Origin of the sequence: Sphingobium sp. Cam5-1, from assembly GCF_015693305.1 — a bacterium.
Lineage (GTDB): Bacteria > Pseudomonadota > Alphaproteobacteria > Sphingomonadales > Sphingomonadaceae > Sphingobium.
Genome location: NZ_CP065138.1, coordinates 932,513 through 953,163, shown reverse-complemented (window position 1 = coordinate 953,163; position 20,651 = coordinate 932,513). Strand labels below are relative to the sequence as shown.

Here is a 20,651-nt window from a genome sequence, read left to right as displayed (position 1 = left end):
TTCTCTTTATGTTCTAGAAATGCAATGCGTAGGGAACGTGGACGAGGTGCAACGCAAAACCAGACCAGCAGCCGTTTTGGTTTGCCAGAGCGGGAAGCAGATGGCGACTGGCTGGACGATCAGGAATCCGTGGATGGCGAAATTCCAAGGCTTCGCACAACTGTTACGGTTCAACATCCGCGCACGATCATCACGAAGAACACGTCTCCAGACATCGGATTTTCGCAGTCTGTAAATAGTTTTTCTGGTTGCGAGCATGGATGCATCTACTGTTTCGCCCGGCCAACTCACGCCTATCACGATCTGTCACCCGGCCTGGATTTCGAAACGCGCCTTTTCGCCAAGCCGGATGCGCCCGCCCTCCTCCGCGCCGAACTGTCAAAGCCGTCCTACAGAGTCTCCCCTATCGCCATGGGGACCAATACCGATCCCTATCAACCGATCGAACGGGATTGGAAGATCACCCGCCAATCTATTGAGATATTAGCTGAATGCCGCCACCCACTCTTCATCACGACAAAGTCCGACCGGGTTCTTCGCGACCTTGATCTTCTGAAGGAGATGGCGCGCGACCAGCTCGTTGCCGTAATGATCTCCGTAACGACCCTTGACCCAAAGGTCGCGCGCACTCTCGAACCTCGCGCGGCTCATCCCCTCCGGCGGGTGGAGGCTATCCGTCAGCTGGCGCAAGCAGGCGTGCCGGTCGTCGCCAGCATCTCTCCCATCATTCCCGCCATCACGGATCATGAGATAGAATCCATAATCGACACCGCCGCCGCCGCCGGGGCTCGCGACGCGACCTTCATCCCGGTTCGGCTCCCCTTCGAGGTGGCACCCCTATTCCGCGCCTGGCTTCAGGAACATCACCCAGACCGAGCCGCGAAGGTCATGGGAATCATTCGTGCAATAAGGGGAGGGCGCGACAATGACCCTGATTTCGGCAGCAGAATGCGAGGACAGGGGGTTTGGGCCGACCTGATACGCACCCGCTTCATCAAAGCGCGAAAACGCGTCGGCTTTTCAGGCGAGAGGCTGATCCTCAGGACCGACCTGTTCCGTCCGCCCGCAGGTCCACAGCTTCAACTCTTTTGATCAGGCCGTTGCCGCGACCAGCCTGAAGCCGGAGCGCCGAGTCCGTGCCCGATACCCATCCGCTTTCGGCTCCATCCGTTCGAAGCTTTGGATGGACAAGCCCGGAATGAGCGCGATCGCATCCACCTGGTCCGCCCCGATCAAGAAATCATCCCCAACGAACATCCGCGCAGCCTTACCGCCCGCCAACGGGGTACGCAGGAAAACCTCGCTGCGCCCGCCCCTGTTGCGCAGCAGCAGCTCCGCCAACGCGTTTACAGCTGATGCATCCTGCACATCCACCACCAATTCCATCCGCGATGCACTGGCGAGTTGGTTGAACTGCTCCACGCCTCTGATCGTGACGCGAGGTGTTTCTTCGCCCGGCATACGATCCAGCTCTACCATCAACAGGGCGCAATCACCGTCCCGCGCCATAGCGTCGATAGCCTTGCATGCATCTTCATCGAAGCAACTCGCCTGAAATTGTCCGCTGCTGTCGGAGAATGTCGCTGCCGCATATCGCGCCCCGCGTCGCGTTTCGCGCCAGCGCACCTCTTCCACCATTGCAGCCATGACCGCATTGGCGCGCCCGCCCTCCGCCACCTGCTCGGCACAGATCGCCCCGTAGCTTCTCGCGCCGCGCGCTTCAGCCAGATGACGATAGCGATCGACAGGATGCGCCGAGAAGTAGAAGCCAAAGGCTTCCTTTTCCTGCGCCATCCTGTCCGCGGTGGACCAGGTCTGATGGGGCGGAATTCGGACGTCTGCATGCGGCGTCTCGACGTCGCCAAACAAGCCGCCCTGCCCGCTTTCGCGTGCTTCGGCGGCACTGGCGGCAACGCTCAGGATAGTATCTGCCGCTGCATGCACTCCAGCCCGGTCGGGATGGATTTCGTCGAACGCGCCTGACGCCGCGAGACTTTCAAGCTGGCGGCGGTTCAACAATCGCGGCTCTATCCGGTCTGCAAAGTCATCGAGGGACTTGAACGACCCGCCCGCATCCCGCTCGGCAACCAGCTGCTCCATCGCCTTTTCGCCGACGCCCTTAAGCCCCCCCAAGGCATAACGCACCGCGAAACCTAGGCGCGCATCCTCACCCTCATGCTGGATCGGTTCAACGGAGAAGTCGGCAAGGCTGCGATTGATATCGGGCGCAAGACAGCTGAGGCCCATGCGTCGCATGTCATCGACAAAGATGGTCAGCTTATCCGTAAGATGGATATCGAACGCCATCGAGGCGGCATAGAATTCCGCCGGATAATGCGCTTTCAACCACGCCGTCTGATAGGCAAGCAGCGCATAGGCGGCGGCGTGGGACTTGTTGAAGCCATAGCCCGCGAACTTGTCGATCAAATCGAACAGCTCATTGGCTTTGGCGGCCGGAATGTCGCTCCCGGCGCAACCTTCCACGAACCGCGCTCGCTGAGCATCCATCTCCGCCTTGATCTTCTTGCCCATGGCGCGGCGGAGAAGATCAGCGTCCCCAAGGGAATAGCCCGCCAATATCTGGGCGGCCTGCATCACCTGTTCCTGATAAACGAAGATGCCGTATGTCTCTTCGAGGATCGGCTTCAGGAGAATATGAGGATATTCAATATCTTCCTGCCCATTCTTACGGCGCCCGAACATGGGAATATTGTCCATCGGACCGGGCCGGTAGAGCGAAACGAGCGCGATGATGTCGCCGAAATTGGTGGGCCGAACGGCGGCCAGGGTCTTGCGCATGCCTTCCGATTCCAGCTGGAACACGCCGACCGTGTCGCCCCGCTGAAGAAGGTCATAAACCGCCGGATCATCCCAACTGAGGATGCTCAAATCGATCTCGACCCCGCGCCCAGCTAGCAGCTGGACCGCCTTTTGCAAAACAGACAGCGTTTTGAGACCCAGGAAGTCGAACTTCACCAATCCCGCGCCTTCGACATATTTCATGTCGAACTGTGTCACCGGCATATCCGACCGCGGATCGCGATAGAGCGGCACAAGCTGTGACAGCGGCCGGTCGCCAATGACGACGCCCGCCGCATGAGTCGAACTATGCCGGGGGAAGCCCTCCAGCTTCATCGCATAGTCAATCAATCGTTTGACTTGATTGTCATTGTCATATTCGGCCTTGAACTCTGCCACGCCGTTCAACGACCGTTCCAGCGTCCAGGGGTCTGTCGGATGATTGGGCACCAGCTTGGCAAGCCGGTCGACATGCCCATAGCTCATCTGCAGAACGCGTCCGGTATCCTTGAGCACCGCCCGCGCCTTCAGCTTACCGAAGGTGATGATCTGCGCCACATGGTCGGAGCCATATTTCTGTTGAACATAGCGGATCACTTCACCACGCCGCGTTTCGCAAAAGTCGATGTCGAAGTCCGGCATGGAAACGCGTTCGGGATTGAGGAATCGTTCAAACAGCAACCCCAGTTGCAGGGGATCGAGATCGGTGATGGTGAGCGCCCAGGCGACTACCGAACCAGCGCCCGAACCACGCCCCGGCCCAACCGGAATATCCTGCTCTTTCGCCCATTTGATGAAGTCGGCAACGATCAGGAAGTAGCCGGGGAAACCCATCTGAATGATGATGTCGGTTTCGAACTTCAATCGATCGAAATAGGGTTGGCGGGCCTCATCTCCCTCGATCCCTGCCTTTTCCAGCCGCCACTCCAACCCTGCCGTTGCCTGTTCCCGCAACATCTGTGCTTCGCCTTCGATGTCGCCAGCAAGGCTCGGCAAGATAGGCTTGCGCTTTGGTGCAGCGACCGCGCAACGTTGGGCGACTACAAGCGTGTTGGCTAGCGCCTCCGGCAAATCCTCAAACAGCCGCTTCATCTCTGCGGCCGGTTTCATCCAGGCGTCGGGCGAACTCGTCCGCCGGTCGGGAGTTTCGACATAGGCCCCGTCGGCGATACAGAGCATCACGTCATGAGCCTCGTGAAAGTGAGGCTCGGCAAAGCAGGTCGGATTGGTCGCGATCAGCGGCAGATCACGCGAATAGGCAAGTTCGAGCAATTCCGCTTCCGCCCTGCCCTCGACGGGATCGAGCCTCCGGCAAATTTCGACATATAGGCGATCCGGAAAGAGAGTCTGAAGCCGGTCAGCATAGGCAAACGCGGCGTCGGGCTGGTCCTCCGCGAACAATCGGGCAAGCGCTCCCTCCGTCCCAGCGGTCAGAGCGATAAGCCCTTCCGTCCGGCCAGCCAGCGCATCCAGCGTAACGTGGGCAACTTCTTCAACCGGACGGTCGAGGTGAGCCATCGAAACCAGCGCGCAAAGATTATCGTATCCCGCTTCATCCTGTGCATAAAGCGCCAGCCAATCATGCACAGCAGCCGCATTGGTAGGGCGCCCGGGCCGCAATATGCCCAGCATGGCTCCGATTATCGGCTGAACGCCCTCGCCCTTGCAGGCATCTGAAAAAGCCATCGACCCATAAAGGCCATTGCGATCAGTGATCGCTGCTGCCGGAAAGCCGAGCGTTCGCGCTTGCTTAGCGATCTTCTTCGGCTCGATCGCGCCTTCCAGCATGGTGAAAGAGGAAAAGATACGAAGGGGTACAAAACCGGCATGAGGCATCCGGCATTGATAGCGCCGCTACCGCCTCGGGCGCCAGTCCTTCTTGAGAAATGCTGTGGATAAACGGCGCTATCTCCGGGTCTCCTGCCCCTTGATTAAGCATTCTCCAACTTATCACAGAAGAGTTCGTGCTGTTGATGCCCGGATTTTTGCTGGATCAGGCGATCGATCGTGCGCGGCAAGTCCAAGCCAAGGATTCAGAATCTGCGGGTGCAGCATGGCCATCAAGAGCTTGGCCCCATCACGGCTTCATTCGGACTCGCAGCCTATCCCGGTCATGGCAAAGCTGGGCAACGCATCCAAACCGCCGATGCAGCGCTACTTCGCGCGAAGACGCAGGGGCGAAACCAGATCGTGGTTGCCGCTGTCCGTGAAGATGCCTCAGTTCAAGGCTGAAGCGTCCTCCAGCAATCCTTCATGAAGACGGACCACGCGATCCATCTTCTCCGCGAGCCTTTCATTATGGGTCGCGACCAGAGCGGCTGAGCCCTCCTCCCGTACAAGGCGGAGAAACTCGGCCAGCACGATATCGGCTGTCCGTTCATCCAGATTCCCCGTGGGTTCATCGGCCAGGATCAAGGCAGGACGGTTGGCGAGTGCCCGCGCCACCGCCACGCGTTGCTGCTCGCCGCCGGAAAGTTGGCTCGGCCGATGATCCAGACGATGACCAAGTCCCAAGGATGTTAGGAGCGACTCAGCACGTGCACGTGCCGCATGGAATTCCTTGTCACGGATAACTTGGGGGAGGATGACATTTTCGGTCGCGTTGAAATCCGGCAGCAGATGGTGGAATTGATAGACGAAGCCCAGCGCATCCCTGCGCAAGCGCGTCCGCCCGTCATTGTCGAGACGCGCAGCTTCCTCACCATCGATGCGGATGGACCCGTCGAATCCCCCTTCCAACAGACCGACCGCCTGCAACAGGGTCGATTTGCCGGACCCTGACGGCCCCAGCAGCGCCACGATCTCTCCCTCTCCGACAGTCAGGTCGACGCCGCGCAGGACCTCGATCGTGACGCCTCCTTGAGTGAAGCTGCGCTTCAGGCCCGCAACCTTCAATATGTCATTCATAGCGCAGCACCTGAACGGGGTCGGTATTGGCAGCCTTGAAGGCCGGATAAAGCGTTGCAAGGAAGCTGAAAATTAACGCCATCAGGCAGATGATCGTGATTTCGATGGGATCTGGCTTGGCCGGCAGTTCGGTCAGAAAACGGATCGAGGGATCCCACAAATTCTGCCCGGTCATGAACTGGATCGCATTTACCACACTCTGCCGGAAGAAGAGGAAGGTGAAGCCCAGCACCATCCCGGCCACCATGCCCAGCGATCCGATGGTCACGCCCACGGTCATGAATATCTTGACGAGCCCAACCCGACTTGCGCCCATCGTTCGCAAGATCGCAATGTCACGCGTTTTCGCTCGCACCAACATGATCAGCGAGGAAAGGATGTTGAAAACTGCGACCAGCACGATGATCGAAAGCACCACGAACATCGCGACCCGTTCAACGGCCAGTGCTTCAAAAAGGGAGGCGTTCATCTGGCGCCAATCGGTCACGACAGCCCGACCCGCAACCTTTCCAGCCAGCGGTTCCAAGATCGTTCCCACCCGATCAGCGTCCACGGTCTCGATCTCGATCATCCCGACCACGTCGCCGAGCAACAATAGGGTCTGCGCATCTTCCACAGGCATCACGACGAACGCCTTGTCGTAGTCGTAGACACCCACCTCAAAGATCGCCGCCACCTGATAGGAAATCTGGCGCGGCACAGTGCCGAACGGCGTCGACCGCCCTGCGGGATTGATTATGGTGATGCTGTCGCCAAGTTGAAGGCCCAGATTTTCAGCCAGCCGCGATCCTATGCCAACCTTGCCCGCGTTGGCGGTGAGGTTATCCATGCTCCCCGCCAGCACCTTCGCCTTCAGTGTCGCATTGTTCCGGATGTCCTTGACGGTCATGCCCCGGACGAGGACCGCTTCGACCCTTCCCTGAAAGCTGCCGAGCAACGGCTGTTCGATAAGCGGCGTTGCGCTGGTGACGCCGGGCGTGGCCTTTGCTTCTTTCAGAATGGATCGCCAATCGGGTAACCGTCCGCCATAGCCCTGCACCACCGCATGGCCATTCAGTCCCACAATTTTGTCAAACAATTCAGCGCGAAACCCATTCATCACACTCATCACGATGATGAGCGCGGCCACCCCCAACATCACGGCGGCGAGGCTTATCCCGGCGACGAGGAAAATGAATCCCTCCCCCTTCCCAGGCAGCAGATAGCGCTTGGCAATCATGCGTTCGTAGCGTGACAAGATCATAATGGCGCGAACGGCCCTTTGCGTGATGTTAATTGCTGCCCGTCTAGCAGGGTCTCCACTAACGGCAAGCATCGCAGATTGTTGCACCTCAGCCACAGGCATGAAGCTAAAATCTTCCCGTACGGAAATAGCCCGTGACAGCGGGCCTTCAGAGCCATAGCAAAGTCAACGAAGCACAGGTTAATGGCCGTGGTTCAGGGATACTGCTTCCCGCTTCAAGCTTAGGGGGCTGAGAAGTGGTTGAGGCAGACCAAGGGGGAGACGAGCAATCGTCCATTAGTGCCCGGATCGTGGAAACACGATCCGGGCACTTTTGATTCCGGCTGAAACAGGCCTCTTGAAACCCGATTTCGTTCAACCATATCAACGACGCACGGCCGCCTGATGGGGTCGCGCATCGTATCGCCGGACGCCAGCATGGGTCCGGTAAGATCATTTTGCTCTGATGGAGATTATGACATGCGTGGTTTTGACCTGACCCCCTATCGCCGCTCCACTGTGGGTTTCGACCGACTTTTCGATCTGATCGAAAACAATGCCCGCCTGCAGCAGGGCGACAACTATCCCCCTTTCAATATCGAGCGTCTTTCGGAGGACCGATATCGGGTTACGCTCGCGGTGGCGGGCTTTCGGCCTGACGAAATCGATATCACTGCTCAACAAAATCTGTTGCAGGTTGTCGGACGCAAGGAAGATAGCCCAAACTCTGATCGCTCCAAATTCCTGCATGTTGGCATCGCCAATCGCAGTTTCGAGCGGCGTTTCGAGCTGGCCGACTTCGTGCGGGTGGAAAAGGCCGATCTTGCGGACGGCCTGCTGACGATCGAACTCGTCCGCGAAATTCCTGAAGCGATGAAGCCAAAGAAGATCGCTGTGAATGGCGGGCAGCTGGTTGATATCAACAAGGATCGCGACGCAGCCTGATCGGATGTTCATGGGGCGCGGCCTGAAGGTCGCGCCCTTTTCGCATCTCAAATCTCTACCTGGCTACCCAGTTCCACCACCCGGTTAGTGGGCAGGCGGAAGAACTCCATCGCGCTTTCCGCGTTTCGCAGCATCCAGGCGAAGATTTTTTCTCGCCACAGCGGCATCCCTGGATTGGCAGACGGTAACAGCGTTTGGCGTGCCAGGAAGAAACTGGTCTCCATCATCCGGAATGCCTGGCCACAACCGGTAACGTTCTTAAGGGCTGCTGGAACGTCCGGTTCCTGCATGAAACCATATTCCAGCACGAGGCGGAAGAACCCCTTCCCGAGATCCTCCAGCCTGCATCGGCCATCATCCTCAACGACTGGCACGTCCTTGATCTTCACCGTCAGCAGGATGACCCGCTCATGCAACACCTTGTTGTGTTTCAGGTTGTGGAGCAAGGCGTGGGGAACACCATTTGGCGTGGATGTCATGAACACGGCCGTCCCCGGAACGCGCACAGCGCTGTTGGCAGCTGAAGCCACAAACACAGGGATTGGCATGGCACCTTCGCGCAAGCGATCCTGCACCAACCGACGTCCACGCGACCATGTGGTCAGCAACGTGAATACGACGAACCCGATCAGCAGCGGGAACCAACCGCCATCCGGCACCTTGGTAAAATTGGCCGCGAGATATGCGCCGTCCACGACGAAGAATACCGCAAGCAAGGGTGCGGAATAATACCAGCGCCACTTCCACAGCCGATAGAGCAGCACGGTTAGCAGTAGATTGTCGATGAACATCGCTCCGGTGACGGCGATGCCATAGGCGGCAGTCAGATTGGACGATGTCTGGAACACCAGTACCAGCAGGATGACCATCACCATCAATCCCCAATTGATGAGGGGGATATATATCTGTCCCGCGGTCGAGGCACTGGTATGCGCGATCCGCAAGCGGGGCATGAAGCCCAGTTGGATCGCCTGCTGCGTCACCGAAAAGGCGCCGGAAATGACTGCCTGGCTGGCGATTATCGCCGCCAGGGTCGCGAGGCCGATCAGAGGCAACTGCGCCCATTGGGGTGCCAGATGATAGAAGGGGCTATGGAGCGCAGCCGCGCCTTCGCGGAACAGCAGAGCCCCCTGCCCCATATAATTCATCATCAATGCCGGGAGGACGAAGCAAAGCCAGGACACGCGGATCGGGCTGCGCCCGAAATGCCCCATATCGGCATACAGCGCTTCCGCCCCGGTCACCGCAAGGACGACGGCTCCCAATGCGAGGAAGGCCGGCAACGGATCGGTCATGAAGAACATGAACGCCCAATAGGGATTGAACGCTAGGAGAATGCCAGGCGTCTTGATTATGCTGATGATGCCCAGGGCCGCGATGGTGACGAAATACACCAGCATGATTGGGCCGAATAGGGCAGCAACCCGGTTAGTTCCGAAGCCCTGGATCCAGAACAGGCACACCAATATGATCACTGCGGCAGGTAGAATCGCGGGTGCCAGTTCAGAGTTATAAACGGCGAGGCCTTCCACCGCCGACAGCACTGATACCGCAGGGGTGATCATGGAATCACCATAGAAGAGTGACGTCGCGAACACCCCCAAAAGAACGATCCCGCGCGACCATCGCTGAGTCTTTGTCTGTCCGTTGATCAGCGCGAGCAGCGCAAGGCTGCCACCTTCGCCCTTGTTGTCGGCGCGCATGATGATCGAGACATATTTCAACGTCACGACCAGCATCATCGACCAGAACATCAGGCTGATGACGCCAAGAATGTGGTCAGGATCGAGTGCCAGATGATGATGGCCCGCGAAAGTTTCACGAAAAGCGTAGAGCGGACTGGTGCCGATGTCGCCGAACACGATGCCGATCGCCCCGACGACAAGCTTGGCCGTCGCTTTCTGGCCCGCGTGGCTATGTCCTTCAGACTCGTCATCCTGCGCGTTCGCGACGGCGCTCGCCAGTTGATCAGCCATGAAGGAAACGCCAGATGGTCATGATCATACGACACTCAAGCCAAGGCATGCGCACGGGGGCTACCCCGCTTACCTCACAAAGATGGCGGGCGCCCTATCACGCCTCTTTGACCAGCGCAATTGACGAGCCATGTCATTGAACCGCAGGCGCGCTGTCAGCCAGCATTGCGTCGATACGCTTAATGTTAAGCTCCAGTTCCGCCTTGATTTTCGAGCCTTCAGGCGCCCTCGCAGCCAAAGGCGCCCACAGATCACGGGCGGCCTGCAACTGGCCCGCTCGAACGAGAGCCAGGCCGTAAAAATAGGGCGGAGCAGGCGCTTGTGGGTCAAGCGACATGGCGCGCCGGTAAGCAAAGTCAGCGCTCGGCGAAACCACACCTCCAGCATGTGACACAAGCGCGTTGCCCAGACCCAGCCACAGGTTGGGGTCACCCGGTGATTGCTTGATCCCCGCAAGCAGCACGTTCGCTGATTCTTTCGTCTTGCCCTGCCTGCCAAGGCCGTCTGAGAGCATCAGCCACTGCCCTGCCGGACCATAGCGTTCCGCCATGCCGCGGCGCAGTTGGGCGACTTGCTCGTCAAACTGCTTGCCGTTTGAAGCAGCAGCACTTCTGGGCGCTCCCGCCAAACCAGGATTTCCCTGCCACGCATAACCAGCAAGACCGAGGAGCAGAGCGGCGGCTGTCAGCTCCCATGAAACGCGCGGAATACGGCCGATGGCTACCAGAAGCACCATCAGGCAAATAGCGAACGCAGCCGCTATGACCCATCCTGTCATTTCGGCCCTCCCCGCTTGATCCGTCCGCGCACAAGCAATAGCCCAAGGCCGATCAGCAGTAATGGCGCGCCCCAAAGCGGCCAAAGAACCGGGTCCGCCGTAGGCTCATAACTTACCCAATCGCCATAACGTTCAATGAGCCAGCTCCGGATATGCTCGGGTTGTTCCCCCGCCATGATCCGCTCCCTGATCTGGGAACGCATATCACCTGCCAGACTGGCATTGCTGTCTGCAATGGATTGGCTCTGGCAAGTGAGGCAGCGAATCGTCTCCATCAGCGTCTTCGCCTTCCGCTCGAGCGCTGGATCATCGATTTGCCGGTCTGCATAGGGAGCCGGAGGAAGTGCCGACTGCGCCAGCACCGGCGAACTCATCAGCAATGCAAGCAATGTCAGCAGCCGTGTCATCGCGCAGCCTCCAAACGCTGGAGAATCATCGGGACGTCATCCGCCCTTATGTCACCGACATGCTGGTAGGCGATGCGACCCTTTCCATCGATGATGAAGCTTTCTGGCACGCCGGAGGAGCCAATCGCGATCTGCACGCTGCTGCGCGCATCAAGGCCGATATGGCTATATGGATTCCCATAGCGCCGAAGAAAGCGATCGACATCAGACCGGGCGTCACGGATCGCGACCCCGTCAATTTCCACACCTGCTTGCTTCAGCGCCATAAGCTGCGGAGCTTCGGCCGCGCAGGGCACGCACCAACTGGCGAAGATGTTCAACAGCCGGGGTTTGCCCGTTGCCAGTTCCGCGCTGGCCAGGGCGGGGCGATCGCTCGCCGCTGCTGGCAAGGTGAATTCGGGCAATGCTTTACCGACGAGCTTGGAGGTGATGATCCGGTCGTCCGGTTTCAGCAAGCCACTCCCAAACAGGATGAAAAATCCCGCAAAGAACACAAGAGGTAGCCAGATCAAGAGCTTCTTCATGCCGCAAGCGTCCTGCTGCGCCATTTAAGGAGCCATCCGCGCCGCTCGCGCCCTACCAATGCCAATGCGCCACCAAGGGCGATCAGCCCGCCGCCAAACCAGATCAGCGTGACAAAAGGCTTCCACCAGACCCGCAGTTGCCAACGTCCCTCGGTCGCCTCTTGGCCAAGCACCACATAAAGCTGGCCGTTCCACCGGGTCAGCAGGGCCGCTTCAGTGGTGGTCGTGGGGGGAGAAGGGAAGAAACGAGATTGCGGATGCAGGGCAACCGGTGCGCCATTCCCCCGGCTCGCTTCCATGTCAGCCTGTAACGCTGTCCAATTGTCTCCGGCGATCGGCGAAATCTGCACGAGGCGAAGTTTCCAATCGGCAGCTTCGACGACGTCGCCGGGGCGGACGGCCGCCAGCTTTTCAACGGTAAACGCAGAATCGCAAGCCATGCCCGCGAGGCTGACAGCGCATCCCAGGTGAGCGATGACCATCCCCCAGGTGAACAGCGGCGTACGGCGCAAGTTGCGTTTCCACAGCGGCGCGACGCTGCCCGCCGCTACGGCCAAGGCGATGACCAGCCCAAGGAACGGCAGCACGCCAATCCGTCCCCAGGCGAGCATTGCCATAACGGCAAGGGTGATCAGGGCGATGACGGCCGGAATCATCATGCGCCCGGCAACCTCTGCCAGCTTGTCCCGACGCCAACGGGTCAATGGTCCCGCCACCATGACGATCATCAGGATGAGCGCAATGGGACCGGCTATCCTGTCGAAATAAGGAGCACCAACCGATACCTTATGCCCGAACGCCTCGGTCAGCAACGGATAGAGGGTGCCGATCAGCACAAGGCCCAATATTACCGTTAGCAGCAGATTGTTGACGACCAGCATGGTTTCTCGGCTGACGAGTTCGAACGGTGCGCCTTCACGAACCGCCCCTACCCGCCAACCGAACAACGCCAGCGCGCCTCCGATATAAAGGCCCAGGAGGATCAGGATGAAGCTGCCTCGTTCCGGATCCACGGCGAAGGCATGGACGCTCGTCAATATGCCCGACCGAACCAGGAAGGTCCCAACCATCGACATCGAGAATGCGATAACAGCCAACATCACTGTCCAAGCCCGCAGCGCATCACGGGTAGCAAGCACTGTTACGCTGTGCAGAAGCGCCGTTGCCGCGAGCCATGGCATCAACGAAGCGTTTTCCACGGGGTCCCAAAACCACCAACCGCCCCAGCCCAACTCATAATAGGCCCAGTAGCTGCCAGCCGTGATTCCGAGGGTTAGCAATATCCACGCTGCAAGCACCCAAGGACGCATCGCCCGGGCGAAGTCTGCATCGACCCGCCGCGTCAGCAGCGCGCCAATGGCAAAGGAGAAGGCGACTGAAAGGCCGACATATCCAAGATAAAGGGTCGGCGGGTGGAACGCGAGGCCGGGGTCCTGCAACAGAGGATTGAGTCCTTGACCATCCGCTGCGGGAGGAGTGATTCGTGCGAAGGGGTTGGAAGCGAAGAGCAGGAATGCATAAAACCCCAGGCTAATAGCGGCCTGACCGCCCAGCGTCGCCATATGCGTGTCCCGCCGTAGCGCCCGTTCAAACAGGGCAACGGCAGACCCCGCGACGCCCATGACCGTCACCCAGAGCAGCATGGAGCCTTCATGGTTGCCCCAAGTTCCCGCGAACTTGTAAAGCCAAGGCTTCATGGAATGGCTGTTGGTCGCGACCAACAGCACCGACATGTCCGATCGCATGAAAAGCGTTATCAGCGCCACAAAGGCAATGGCAGTGAGCGAGCCTTGGGCCACGGCTACCGGTCGGACAGCCTGGAGCAATTCGCTCTTTTTTCCCGCTAGCCCGAAAGCCACCAGGCTCAGTTGTAGAAACGCCAGCGCCGCCGCAAGCCATAGCGCGGCCAGACCCGCTTCGGCGATCATGCCGCCTTCTCCGCTCGTTCCCGCCCTATGGCCACCCTAACAGCGTTCACTGGCCTGCTTTCATCTCGTGGGTCGTCTCATTATACTGAATGCCTTCGAGTTCCCGAGGCATGTACCGTTCATCATGCTTGGCCAGCAGGTTGGTGGCGATGAACGTGCCCGTGCCATCGAATGATCCTTCCGCGACCACGCCCGATCCTTCCTTGAACAGATCTGGAGCGATGCCCTTGAAAACAGCTGGAACGGTCGCTTTGCCGTCGGTCACGTCAAAATACATGGTAACGCCGTCGGCGGCTCGTTTAAGACTGCCTTTCACCACCATGCCGCCCAGACGAATGGGTTTGCCCGGCTCGACACCTTTGGCACGAACGTCGGCGGGCGCGTAGAAATAGGCGGCTTCGTCGCGCAATGCCGATGCCGCGAGCAAAGCCGCTCCGATCAGGGCGATCAGGGCCACGATCGCCAGAATGAGGCGCTGATGCTTCGCTTTCATGGCCGGTCTGACAATCTCTGTGCAGCCGACTCTGCATCACGCATGGAACGCCAGCATGCAAGGCAGAGGGCCAAGGTGCCCGAAAAGGTCAGCGCATAAGCGCCGACGACGAAAGCCCATTGGTTCATGCCCTTATCCCCGCGCCAGCCGCTGCATGCGCGCTTCCACCTTGTTGCGCGCCAATATCGTGCGCATCCGCATCAACACGATCGCCCCAAACAAAAGGGAAAAACCGATAAGGGTAAACCCCAGCGGCCAGAGAAGCGAAGTGTCGATACTCGACCCCCGCATCGTGATGCTGGGTCCCTGATGGAGACTGTTCCACCATACGACGGAGCGGTTTATGATCGGGATATTGACCGCGCCTACCAAGCCAAAAATGGCTGTAGCCGCGCTGACGCCGCCCTGTTCCTGACGCGCACTGGCATTCGCCAGCGCTATATATCCAAGATAAAGGAAAAGGAGCACGAGCATGGACGTCATCCGCCCGTCCCACTCCCACCATGTCCCCCAGGTGGGACGCCCCCAAATGGACCCTGTCGCAAGGCAAATAGTCGTAAACAGCGCGCCCGGGACCGCAATCGCGCGTCCCGCAACGGCGGCCAGCGGATGTCGCCAGACCAGCTGCATCAGCGCCGCCACAGCAATTCCTGTCCATCCGGCCATTCCAAGCCATGCCGCGGGCACATGGATATAGAGTATGCGAACCGTCTCGCCCTGGAGATAGTCAGCCGGGGTGATGAACAACCCGCAGCCCGCACCCACCAGAAGCAAAACGAAACCTGGCCAGAACAGCCAAGTGGTCAGCGGCCGAGCGATCTTCAGGAAACGGGCAGGATTGGCGAAGCGGTGCATTTGGAAAGGCTCTTTAGCTGTGCCGAACGCGCAAAGCCAGTGGCCCTTTTTCTGTTGCGCATAGGACATAATGTCGCTGCCACGGCGGCCCAAACAGCCTTTTTTGTTTCAGACAGGCGACAAATCAGGATCGAACCACTATATGCGCGCGCAGCAGCCATTTGAGGCGCACAGCATCGGCTATGGATCCGCTCGCACCCATGTTTACGACAAACCCGTTCGACGACGACAAGCTGCGTGAAGAATGCGGCATTTTCGGGGTCATTCAAGCAGAGACCGCGTCCGCGATCGTCGCGCTTGGCCTTCATGCGCTTCAACACCGTGGACAAGAGGCCGCCGGTATCACCAGCTGGGACGGTCACGACTTCCATACCCACCGCGCCATGGGGCATGTGGCGGGCAATTTCGACCGCGACGAAGTGATTCGCGGCCTGCCAGGCAATACGGCATCGGGCCATGTCCGTTATTCGACCACGGGCGAAACGTCCCTCCGCAACGTACAGCCCCTCTATGCCGAGCTTAATTCCGGCGGCTTCGCCATCGCGCATAACGGCAATATCTCCAATGCGATGAAGCTCCGCCGCGAGCTGATTCGTCGCGGCTCAATCTTCCAGTCGACATCCGACACGGAAGTGATCATCCATCTGGTCGCGACTTCGACCTATCGGACTCTGCTCGACAAGTTCATCGATGCGCTCAAGCAGATCGAGGGTGCCTATTCGCTGATCGTGACCACGCCCGAGGGCATGATCGCGTGCCGCGACCCGCTCGGCATCCGGCCGCTGGTCATGGGCAAGTTGGGCGACGCCACCATTTTCGCGTCGGAAACCGTCGCCTTTGACGTAGTAGGCGCCGACCATGTGCGCTCCATCGATCCGGGCGAACTAGTCATTGTAACTCATGATGGACAGATGCGCAGCCATCGCCCCTTCGGCGAGGTGCATCCGCGCCCCTGCATTTTCGAACATGTCTATTTCAGCCGCCCCGATTCGATCGTGGATGGTTCGAGCGTCTATTCGGTTCGCAAGGCGATCGGCGCTCAATTGGCAATCGAAAATCCTGTCGATGCCGATCTGGTGATTCCTGTTCCCGATAGCGGCGTGCCTGCGGCAATCGGCTATGCCCAGCAGTCAGGGCTTCCCTTCGAACTGGGCATCATCCGTTCCCACTATATCGGACGGACCTTCATCCAGCCGGGCGACAAGGTTCGTCATCTTGGCGTCAAGCTCAAGCACAACGCCAATCGCGCCCTAATCGCCGGGAAGCGCGTCGTTCTTATCGATGATTCGATCGTGCGGGGAACGACCAGCCTGAAAATCGTGCAGATGATGCGCGAGGCAGGCGCCAAGGAAGTGCATATGCGCATTGCCAGCCCGCCGACGAAACATAGCTGCTTCTATGGCGTCGATACGCCGGAACGCACGAAGTTGCTGGCTCATCGCCTGGACATTGGCGGCATGCAGGACTTCATCCATGCCGATAGCCTTTCCTTCATTTCGATCGACGGCCTCTACAAGGCGCTAGGCGAAACGAAACGGGCCGACATCCGCCCCCAATATTGCGATGCCTGCTTTACAGGCGACTATCCGACCACGCTCACCGATCAGGATGATGTCGTGGTGCAGAACCAGCTTGAACTGCTGGCTGAACGGGTCGTCTGATCGACAGGTCATTTCTGGATGGCTGCCCGGTCATGGGCAGCTACCTTTCTCACTAAACCGGCCCTCTCCATCCGGAAGGGCGAACAGGATGCTTCATGTCCACTCTTCCTCTTTCCGGTAAGCTTGCCCTGGTGACCGGCGCGAGCCGCGGTATCGGCGCCGCCACTGCCAAGGCCCTTGGCGCTGCGGGTGCTCATGTCATCCTGACAGCCAGAACTGCCGGTGGTCTTGAGGAGGTGGAAGAATATATCCACGGCGCCGGAGGCAGTGCCACCATAGCGCCGCTCGACTTGGTCGATGGCGAAAGCATCGGGCGGCTTGCTCAAGCGGTTTCGGGCCGGTGGGAGGCGCTGGATATTCTGGTTCTGAACGCGGCGACCCTCGGCAGCCTGGCTGCAGTGCCCGCGATCGACGTGAAGGAATTCGCCCGTCTGCTGACGCTGAACATAGCAGCACCACAGGCCCTGATCGCAGCTTTCGACAGGATGCTCCGCGCAAGTTCCGACGCGCGCGTCATTGCCATCACATCGTCGGTCGCTACCGCGCCGCGCGCTTATTGGGGTGCCTATGGCGCTTCGAAGGCAGCGCTCGAAACGCTCGTCAGCACTTATGGCGAGGAAGTGAAAAATATCTCGGCCATACGTACTCATGTCGTTGACCCGGGCGCGACCCGGACGGCGATGCGCGCCAGAGCCTATCCTGGCGAAGATCCCGCGACGGTGAAGGACCCGGAGGTCGTAGGCCAGGCCATAGCCGATCTCGTCCTTTCGGATCAACCAAACGGCTATCACCAACGTTTGGATTGATTTTAGCCCGGCTTGACCAGCGTTACCTGAGCGACATCGATCGTGCCGCCGCGAAAGCCGCCTTCGCAATACATCAGATAATAGCGCCAGAGCGCGACGAAATGCTGGTCGAAGCTGGGGGGTAATAGACCGCGGTCGACGGCTCGGTCGAACCTTTCCCGCCACCGTCGAAGAGTTTCCGCATAGTGGACGCCAAAATGGCGGACCTCCCTCCATTCGAGCCCATTGGCTTCCGCCAAAGCCCTGAAGCGGCTTTCCGACAGCAGCATTCCGCCGGGGAAAATGTACGTCTGGATAAAATCGGCGCCACGCGCATATTTGTCGAATATGGCGTCGTCGATGAGGATATATTGGATTGCCGCTTTCCCGCCGGGCTTCAGCAGCCTCTCTATGGCGGCGACATAAGCGGGCCAATATTCCTGACCTACCGCTTCGACCATTTCGACGCTTGCAATCGCGTCATATTGTCCTTGAGCATCCCGATAATCCGTCAGCAGGATGTTTGCGCCAGAACCTAGCCGCTCCCGCGCATATTCGGCCTGCTCGGTCGATAGGGTCAGCCCATCATAGCGGATAGCGCAGCGTTGCATCGCCTGCTCAGCCAAGCCTCCCCACCCGCAGCCTATCTCAAGCAGTGCGCCGCCTTCCTTAAGGTCGAGCCGGTCGAGGATGGCGTCCACCTTGCGCTGCTGTGCTCGTTCAAGGCTCTCGATCCGGTCATCGGGATCACGAAACAACGCACTGGAATAATACATGTCCCGGTCCAACCATAGACGGTAGAAGTCGTTCCCGAGATCATAATGATAGGCGATGTTACGACGTGATCCCTTCCGGTCGTTGCGGCGCACCCAATGCCCGAACCGGCCAATCCATCGAGCCGGGCCGTTTGGACGAGCCACATTGCCCAGTGTCGCGGCGTTCGCCATGAACAACTCGAACAAGGGGACCGGGTCCGGACTACTCCATTCACCCGCAGCCCATGCCCGATACCATCCAGCCGATCCCCCGACGACCAGCCGCAACAAAGCCCGCCAGCGGACCAGCCGGACTTCGCAGACCGGTCCCGTTCCACGCCCCCCCAATATTCTCGCGGTTCCATCCGGCAGCGTGGCTTCAAGCCTTCCTTTCAGAAGGCCCGAATCGATACGGTCCAGCAAGCGGTGAAATTGAGGGGCAACCAAGCGCGATGCCCATCCGCGCCTATGTTCCCCGGCCGGGCGCCGCACGGTCGGCGCTCGTCTGCCATGCCTGGGATCGATCGCGTTCATCCCTTCACCCCTGTTCCCTTGTCTATGCGTCCGTCCTTAAGCCCTGCTTTGCCGGTAGGTCGCAAGCGCGCGTTCGCGCGCCTCGCGATGACCAACGCGCTTGGCGGGATATGAGGCCGGTCGTGCATCATAGGCTTCAGGATCGTGAATCGCCGTGTCATCGAGATGAGCCAATTCGGGCACCCATTGCCTGATATAATCACCCGCTTCGAATTTTGGAGACTGGGTCAGCGGTGCCATGATTCGGGAAAACAGGTTTGCGTCAACGCCACTGCCCGCCACCCATTGCCAATTCACGCTATTGTTGGCGTAATCCGCGTCCACCAATGTGTCCCAGAACCATTGCGCGCCGTGTCGCCAATCTATCAGAAGATGTTTGATGAGGAAGCTCGCGGCGATCATGCGAACCCGGTTGTGCATCCACCCGGTTGCCCAAAGCTGGCGCATACCGGCATCCACTATCGGGTAGCCCGTTCGTCCTGTTTTCCAGGCGGCAAAATCATCGCCCGCTTCGCGCAAGCTGCGCCAGGCCAAGCGGTCGAAATCGGAGCGGGCATTTTGTGACCCATAAGTCGGCAATGCCAGAATCTGCGTATGCGCATAGTCCCGCCAGATCAGTTCTTTGAGAAAGGTGGTCGTATCTGCTGCTGCCTCGCTCACTCGGTGCCAGACATAGGCGGGAGAAACCTCCCCGAAATGCAGATGAGGAGAAAGCCGCGAAGTTCCTTCCACGGATGGAAGGTTACGCGCCACATCATATTCATCCGCCTCTTCGAGAAAGGAGGCGACGCGGTGGCGCGCCCCAGCTTCACCAGGCGACCAGTCCCCGGCAAAGCCTGCTGCCCAGTCGGGATAACGGGGGCACAATTCCCAATCGTCGAGCGAATCGCTCACGGGCCATTTTGCTGGCGCGTCGATCCTTGACGGAGTCGCGACGGGTTCGGCCGGTGGCATGTGAAGCATCGTTGCCCGGGCGAACGGCGTGTATATCTGATAAAGATTGCCGCCCGACGTGCGGACACTCCCAGGCGGCAACAACAGCATACCGTCATGCAGCTGAAGATCGATCTGTTTCGCTGCTGCCTTTTCGGCATTCCGCCACCATGGCTCATAATGAACGAGTGCATGCACCCGCTTGGCACCGGTTTCGCGGGCGAGCCTCTCTAGCTGCTCGGCGCTCTCCCCTTTGCGCAGGATGAGGCGAGACCCTTTGCGACGAAGGCTGTCGTCCAGCGACTTCAGGCTGTGATGAAGCCACCACCGCTGCGCGCTGCCCATTTTCCATTGCTTTGGGGATGTATCGTCCAGGATATAGACAGGGATCACCGGCCCTTCCTTCACTGCCGCCGCCAGAGCTGCTTGGTCAGATAAACGGAGGTCTTGGCGAAACCAAAGGATCACAGGATTGGACATTTGCCAGCTTTGCCATTGCCAGGCCGAGCTTCCAATCCCCTCTCCCATTTCGGCGCGAAAAGCTGTCCGCATATGGTGCTGTGCGTTTTAGCGAATGGACGGCCGCTGTTTCGCCCATTATCATTGCACTGCACAAAGCGGTCCAATGGCTTGCGGCCAGGACAATGATCAGGGGACATCATGGCATCGGCGCCAAATGATTCGGAACTCGCGTATCGGCCCTGCGTCGGCGTGATGCTCGTCAGCATGCATGGCAAGGTCTTTGTCGGCCAGCGTATCGATAGCCAGGTGGAAGCCTGGCAAATGCCTCAGGGCGGAATCGATCATGGGGAGGAGGAAAGGACTGCCGCCCTGCGCGAACTGGGCGAGGAAACCGGGATCGGGCAGCATCATGTAGAGATCATCGCGAAGGCGCGGGACGAACATTTTTACGACTTGCCGCCTGAGCTTGTCGGAAAGTTATGGGGCGGCAAATATCGCGGCCAGCGCCAGATATGGTTCCTCGCGCGCTTCCTCGGCAGCGACGAGGATATCAACATCGCTACTGAGGATGCCGAATTCTCAGAGTGGAAATGGATTGAGCCGGAAGCCCTTCCCGATGTGATCGTTCCGTTCAAGCGGAAGCTGTACCGGGACATTTTGCAGGAATTCAAGGCCCTGATCTGACCG

Annotated in this window: 18 protein-coding genes; 6 read left to right on the top strand and 12 right to left on the bottom strand. The window is 59.2% G+C overall.

Annotated elements, in window-relative coordinates; genetic code table 11:
- The first annotated feature begins 24 nt into the window (after positions 1 to 24).
- Complete coding sequence (locus IZV00_RS04795; protein ID WP_196226508.1) at positions 25 to 1,092, top strand: PA0069 family radical SAM protein; 1,068 nt, start codon at positions 25 to 27, stop codon at positions 1,090 to 1,092.
- On the opposite strand, the gene dnaE is transcribed toward IZV00_RS04795, so the two are convergent.
- On the bottom strand, positions 1,093 to 4,635 hold the full coding sequence (gene dnaE / locus IZV00_RS04790; protein ID WP_196226017.1) for a DNA polymerase III subunit alpha: 3,543 nt from the start codon (positions 4,633 to 4,635) through the stop codon (positions 1,093 to 1,095).
- A 171-nt stretch (positions 4,636 to 4,806) separates the two neighbouring features.
- Here dnaE and IZV00_RS04785 point away from each other — a divergent pair, with 171 nt between their 5' ends.
- The gene (locus IZV00_RS04785; RefSeq protein WP_329604486.1) at positions 4,807 to 5,031 is read left to right on the top strand and encodes a GGDEF domain-containing protein; all 225 of its coding nucleotides are present in this window, start codon (positions 4,807 to 4,809) and stop codon (positions 5,029 to 5,031) included.
- Here the strand turns inward: IZV00_RS04785 and IZV00_RS04780 are convergent.
- Positions 5,017 to 5,706 carry an ABC transporter ATP-binding protein gene (locus tag IZV00_RS04780; protein ID WP_196226016.1) on the bottom strand — a complete coding sequence of 230 codons (690 nt, stop codon included), beginning with the start codon at positions 5,704 to 5,706 and terminating at the stop codon, positions 5,017 to 5,019. The genes IZV00_RS04785 and IZV00_RS04780 overlap by 15 nt on opposite strands.
- On the bottom strand, positions 5,699 to 6,949 hold the full coding sequence (locus IZV00_RS04775; protein ID WP_196226015.1) for a lipoprotein-releasing ABC transporter permease subunit: 1,251 nt from the start codon (positions 6,947 to 6,949) through the stop codon (positions 5,699 to 5,701). Before IZV00_RS04775 ends, IZV00_RS04780 begins: the two co-directional genes overlap by 8 nt.
- 459 nt (positions 6,950 to 7,408) lie before the next feature.
- On the opposite strand from IZV00_RS04775, the gene IZV00_RS04770 reads away from it, so the two are divergent.
- Positions 7,409 to 7,873, top strand: coding sequence for an Hsp20 family protein (locus IZV00_RS04770; RefSeq protein WP_196226014.1), 465 nt, complete (start codon positions 7,409 to 7,411; stop codon positions 7,871 to 7,873).
- Positions 7,874 to 7,920: 47 nt separating this feature from the next.
- Here IZV00_RS04770 and IZV00_RS04765 read toward each other — a convergent pair whose 3' ends face one another.
- The 7 genes from IZV00_RS04765 to ccmC form a co-directional block, all read right to left on the bottom strand.
- A complete protein-coding gene (locus tag IZV00_RS04765) occupies positions 7,921 to 9,849 on the bottom strand; it encodes a potassium transporter Kup (protein ID WP_196226013.1) in 1,929 nt (642 codons plus the stop codon).
- Between the two features lie 133 nt (positions 9,850 to 9,982).
- Positions 9,983 to 10,627 (bottom strand): tetratricopeptide repeat protein, encoded by a 645-nt coding sequence (locus IZV00_RS04760; protein WP_196226012.1) that lies wholly within the window; start codon positions 10,625 to 10,627, stop codon positions 9,983 to 9,985.
- Complete coding sequence (locus IZV00_RS04755; RefSeq protein ID WP_196226011.1) at positions 10,624 to 11,034, bottom strand: cytochrome c-type biogenesis protein; 411 nt, start codon at positions 11,032 to 11,034, stop codon at positions 10,624 to 10,626. Before IZV00_RS04755 ends, IZV00_RS04760 begins: the two co-directional genes overlap by 4 nt.
- Positions 11,031 to 11,558, bottom strand: coding sequence for a redoxin family protein (locus IZV00_RS04750; protein ID WP_196226010.1), 528 nt, complete (start codon positions 11,556 to 11,558; stop codon positions 11,031 to 11,033). Before IZV00_RS04750 ends, IZV00_RS04755 begins: the two co-directional genes overlap by 4 nt.
- A complete protein-coding gene (locus IZV00_RS04745) occupies positions 11,555 to 13,486 on the bottom strand; it encodes a heme lyase CcmF/NrfE family subunit (RefSeq protein WP_196226009.1) in 1,932 nt (643 codons plus the stop codon). The genes IZV00_RS04750 and IZV00_RS04745 overlap by 4 nt, the downstream gene beginning before the upstream one ends.
- Before the next feature lie 46 nt (positions 13,487 to 13,532).
- Positions 13,533 to 13,979 carry a cytochrome c maturation protein CcmE gene (ccmE, locus tag IZV00_RS04740; protein ID WP_196226008.1) on the bottom strand — a complete coding sequence of 149 codons (447 nt, stop codon included), beginning with the start codon at positions 13,977 to 13,979 and terminating at the stop codon, positions 13,533 to 13,535.
- A gap of 132 nt (positions 13,980 to 14,111) precedes the next feature.
- Positions 14,112 to 14,834: a heme ABC transporter permease CcmC gene (ccmC, locus tag IZV00_RS04735; RefSeq protein ID WP_196226007.1), complete on the bottom strand. Its 723-nt coding sequence runs from the start codon at positions 14,832 to 14,834 to the stop codon at positions 14,112 to 14,114.
- Positions 14,835 to 15,016: 182 nt separating this feature from the next.
- Between ccmC and purF the strand changes: the two genes are divergently transcribed.
- Positions 15,017 to 16,495 (top strand): amidophosphoribosyltransferase, encoded by a 1,479-nt coding sequence (purF, locus tag IZV00_RS04730; protein ID WP_196226006.1) that lies wholly within the window; start codon positions 15,017 to 15,019, stop codon positions 16,493 to 16,495.
- A 95-nt stretch (positions 16,496 to 16,590) separates the two neighbouring features.
- The gene (locus IZV00_RS04725; RefSeq protein WP_196226005.1) at positions 16,591 to 17,301 is read left to right on the top strand and encodes an SDR family NAD(P)-dependent oxidoreductase; all 711 of its coding nucleotides are present in this window, start codon (positions 16,591 to 16,593) and stop codon (positions 17,299 to 17,301) included.
- A gap of 2 nt (positions 17,302 to 17,303) precedes the next feature.
- Here IZV00_RS04725 and IZV00_RS04720 read toward each other — a convergent pair whose 3' ends face one another.
- Together IZV00_RS04720 and IZV00_RS04715 are read right to left on the bottom strand one after the other, a co-directional pair.
- Positions 17,304 to 18,569: an SAM-dependent methyltransferase gene (locus IZV00_RS04720; protein WP_196226004.1), complete on the bottom strand. Its 1,266-nt coding sequence runs from the start codon at positions 18,567 to 18,569 to the stop codon at positions 17,304 to 17,306.
- 36 nt (positions 18,570 to 18,605) lie between these two features.
- Positions 18,606 to 19,982 carry a cryptochrome/photolyase family protein gene (locus IZV00_RS04715; RefSeq protein WP_196226003.1) on the bottom strand — a complete coding sequence of 459 codons (1,377 nt, stop codon included), beginning with the start codon at positions 19,980 to 19,982 and terminating at the stop codon, positions 18,606 to 18,608.
- Between the two features lie 180 nt (positions 19,983 to 20,162).
- On the opposite strand from IZV00_RS04715, the gene IZV00_RS04710 reads away from it, so the two are divergent.
- A complete protein-coding gene (locus tag IZV00_RS04710; protein ID WP_196226002.1) occupies positions 20,163 to 20,648 on the top strand; it encodes an RNA pyrophosphohydrolase in 486 nt (161 codons plus the stop codon).
- The last annotated feature ends 3 nt before the right edge of the window (positions 20,649 to 20,651 follow it).

Excerpts from the sequence above, each read along its gene's own strand:
- IZV00_RS04720 (WP_196226004.1), bottom strand. The coding sequence starts at position 18,569 with ATGAACGCGATCGATCCCAGGCATGGCAGACGAGCGCCGACCGTGCGG.
- purF (WP_196226006.1), top strand. The coding sequence starts at position 15,017 with ATGGATCCGCTCGCACCCATGTTTACGACAAACCCGTTCGACGACGAC.
- IZV00_RS04755 (WP_196226011.1), bottom strand. The coding sequence starts at position 11,034 with ATGACACGGCTGCTGACATTGCTTGCATTGCTGATGAGTTCGCCGGTG.
- IZV00_RS04775 (WP_196226015.1), bottom strand. The coding sequence starts at position 6,949 with ATGATCTTGTCACGCTACGAACGCATGATTGCCAAGCGCTATCTGCTG.
- IZV00_RS04715 (WP_196226003.1), bottom strand. The coding sequence starts at position 19,982 with ATGTCCAATCCTGTGATCCTTTGGTTTCGCCAAGACCTCCGTTTATCT.
- ccmC (WP_196226007.1), bottom strand. The coding sequence starts at position 14,834 with ATGCACCGCTTCGCCAATCCTGCCCGTTTCCTGAAGATCGCTCGGCCG.
- IZV00_RS04765 (WP_196226013.1), bottom strand. The coding sequence starts at position 9,849 with ATGGCTGATCAACTGGCGAGCGCCGTCGCGAACGCGCAGGATGACGAG.
- IZV00_RS04710 (WP_196226002.1), top strand. The coding sequence starts at position 20,163 with ATGGCATCGGCGCCAAATGATTCGGAACTCGCGTATCGGCCCTGCGTC.
- IZV00_RS04760 (WP_196226012.1), bottom strand. The coding sequence starts at position 10,627 with ATGACAGGATGGGTCATAGCGGCTGCGTTCGCTATTTGCCTGATGGTG.
- IZV00_RS04750 (WP_196226010.1), bottom strand. The coding sequence starts at position 11,558 with ATGAAGAAGCTCTTGATCTGGCTACCTCTTGTGTTCTTTGCGGGATTT.
- IZV00_RS04745 (WP_196226009.1), bottom strand. The coding sequence starts at position 13,486 with ATGATCGCCGAAGCGGGTCTGGCCGCGCTATGGCTTGCGGCGGCGCTG.
- IZV00_RS04795 (WP_196226508.1), top strand. The coding sequence starts at position 25 with ATGCGTAGGGAACGTGGACGAGGTGCAACGCAAAACCAGACCAGCAGC.
- dnaE (WP_196226017.1), bottom strand. The coding sequence starts at position 4,635 with ATGCCTCATGCCGGTTTTGTACCCCTTCGTATCTTTTCCTCTTTCACC.
- IZV00_RS04780 (WP_196226016.1), bottom strand. The coding sequence starts at position 5,706 with ATGAATGACATATTGAAGGTTGCGGGCCTGAAGCGCAGCTTCACTCAA.
- ccmE (WP_196226008.1), bottom strand. The coding sequence starts at position 13,979 with ATGAAAGCGAAGCATCAGCGCCTCATTCTGGCGATCGTGGCCCTGATC.
- IZV00_RS04770 (WP_196226014.1), top strand. The coding sequence starts at position 7,409 with ATGCGTGGTTTTGACCTGACCCCCTATCGCCGCTCCACTGTGGGTTTC.
- IZV00_RS04725 (WP_196226005.1), top strand. The coding sequence starts at position 16,591 with ATGTCCACTCTTCCTCTTTCCGGTAAGCTTGCCCTGGTGACCGGCGCG.